This is a genomic window from Streptacidiphilus neutrinimicus (genome assembly GCF_000787815.1).
GTDB lineage: Bacteria > Actinomycetota > Actinomycetes > Streptomycetales > Streptomycetaceae > Streptacidiphilus > Streptacidiphilus neutrinimicus.
Genome location: NZ_BBPO01000048.1, coordinates 55,286 through 57,367, shown reverse-complemented (window position 1 = coordinate 57,367; position 2,082 = coordinate 55,286). Strand labels below are relative to the sequence as shown.

Annotated in this window: 2 protein-coding genes; both read right to left on the bottom strand. The window is 72.8% G+C overall.

Annotated elements, in window-relative coordinates; translation table 11 throughout:
- A partial coding sequence (locus tag TR48_RS26580) for a homocysteine S-methyltransferase family protein (protein ID WP_042371817.1) occupies positions 1-1,026 on the bottom strand: 1,026 nt, incomplete at its 3' end.
- Positions 1,023-2,006: a carbohydrate kinase family protein gene (locus tag TR48_RS26575; protein ID WP_042371815.1), complete on the bottom strand. Its 984-nt coding sequence runs from the start codon at positions 2,004-2,006 to the stop codon at positions 1,023-1,025. The genes TR48_RS26575 and TR48_RS26580, both read right to left, overlap by 4 nt.
- Positions 2,007-2,082 lie beyond the last annotated feature (76 nt).

The following is a 2,082-nucleotide window of genomic DNA, read 5'->3' as shown; positions in this document are numbered from 1 at the left end:
CGCCAGGTAGGCGAGGTCCTGCCGGAACGGGACCGCCTGGTAGAGCGAGGACGCCGCCGCCTCGGGCTGCGGGGTCCGCGGCGTGAGCGGCAGCCCCCGCACGCGGTCCACCACGGCCCTCAGGTGCTCCGGCGTGGTGCCGCAGCAGCCGCCGACCAGGGCGAGCCCGTACTCGCGCACGAAGGTCTCGTGCGCGTCAGCGAGCTGCTCCGGCGTCAGGTCGAAATGGGCTCCGTCCTTGGTGAGCACCGGCAGCCCCGCGTTCGGCATGCAGGACAGGCCGACCCTCGCGTGCCGGGCGAGATAGCGCAGGTGCTCGCTCATCTCGGCCGGACCCGTGGCGCAGTTCATCCCGATCAGGTCGATCCCGAGCGGCTCCAGCGCCGTCAGCGCCGCGCCGATCTCCGAGCCGAGCAGCATCGTGCCGGTCGTCTCCATGGTGACCTGCGCGATCACCGGCAGGTCCAGGCCCGCCCGCTCCAGGGCGTCCTTGGCCCCGAGGACTGCGGACTTGGTCTGCAGCAGGTCCTGCGTCGTCTCGATCAGCAGCGCGTCCGCGCCCCCGGCGATCAGCCCGGCCGCGCAGGCGCGGTAACCCTCACGCAGCTCGGCGAAGGGACGGTGGCCGAGCGAGGGCAGCTTGGTGCCGGGGCCCATCGACCCCAGCACCCAGCGCGGCCGGCCGTCCTTCGCGGTGAACCCGGCGGCCACCTCACGCGCGAGCCGGGCCCCGGCCTCGGCCAGCTCCTCGTTCCGGTCCTCGATCTCGTACTCGCCCAGCGCCGCGGCGTTGCAGCCGAAGGTGTTGGTCTCGACGCAGTCCACGCCCACCGCGAAGTACGCCTCGTGCACCGAGCGCACGATGTCGGGGCGGGAGACGTTCAGGACCTCGTTGCAGCCCTCGTACCCCTGGAAGTCCTCCAAGGTCGGGTCCTGGGCCTGGAGCATCGTGCCCATGGCCCCGTCCGCGACCACGACGCGGGTGGCCAGCGCCTCTCTCAGCGACGTCGACGTCCCCGTGCTCATCGGACCCCCGCGAACAGCGGCGCCATGTCCCGGGCGACCGAGCCGCCGTGGGCCACGTCGATCTTCGTCTGGAGCAGCTCGGCGCTCAGGCCGTACTCCTGGCCGCCGGCCGACTCCAGTACGGCGGAGGCCAGCGCGCAGCCCAGCTGCGCCGAGCGCTCCGGCGTCCAGCGGCGGACCACGCCGGCCAGGTAGCCGGAGCGGAAGGCGTCGCCCGCGCCGGTCGGGTCGACGACGTTCTCGGTCGGCACGGCCGGGACGAGGACGGGCGCGGCGCTCTCCTGGCTGATCCGCGCCCCCTTCTCGGCCAGGGTGGTGATCCAGGTGCCGACCCGGGCCAGCACCTCGGGCTCGGACCAGCCCGTCTTGGAGAGCAGCAGCTCGGCCTCGTACTCGTTGGTGAACAGGTAACGCGCCCCGTCCACCAGCCGCCGCACGGACTCGCCGTCCATCAGCGCGAGTTGCTGCGACGGGTCGGCGGCGAAGGGCAGGCCGAGCGCGCGGCACTCGTCGGTGTGCCGCAGCATCGCCTCCGGGTCGTTCGGCGAGACCACGACCAGGTCGATGCCGCCGACCCGACGGCCGATCGGGGCGAGCTCGATCTCCCGGGCCTCGCTCATCGCGCCCGGGTAGAACGTGGCGATCTGGTTCTGCGCCCGGTCCGTCGTGCAGACGAACCGGGCGGTGTGCAGGGTGCGGCTGATCCGGACGGAGTCGGTGTCGACGCCGTGCGCGTTCAGCCAGTCGGCGTAGCCGGCGAAGTCCTCCCCCGCCGCGCCGACCAGGACCGGGCGCAGGCCGAGCCGCCCCAGCCCGAAGGCGATGTTCGCGGCCGCGCCGCCACGGCGGATCTCGAGCCGGTCGGCGAGGAACGACAGGGAGACGTTCTCAAGGCTCTCGGGTATCAGCTGCTCGCTGAAGCTGCCCTGGAAGACCATGAGGTGGTCGGTCGCGATGGAGCCGGTGACGAGAATCCGCACAGTGGATCAACCCTTCTGGACGGCGGCGGCGCGCAGCTTCTCGGCGCGGTCGGTGTTCTCCCAGGTGAAGTCCGCG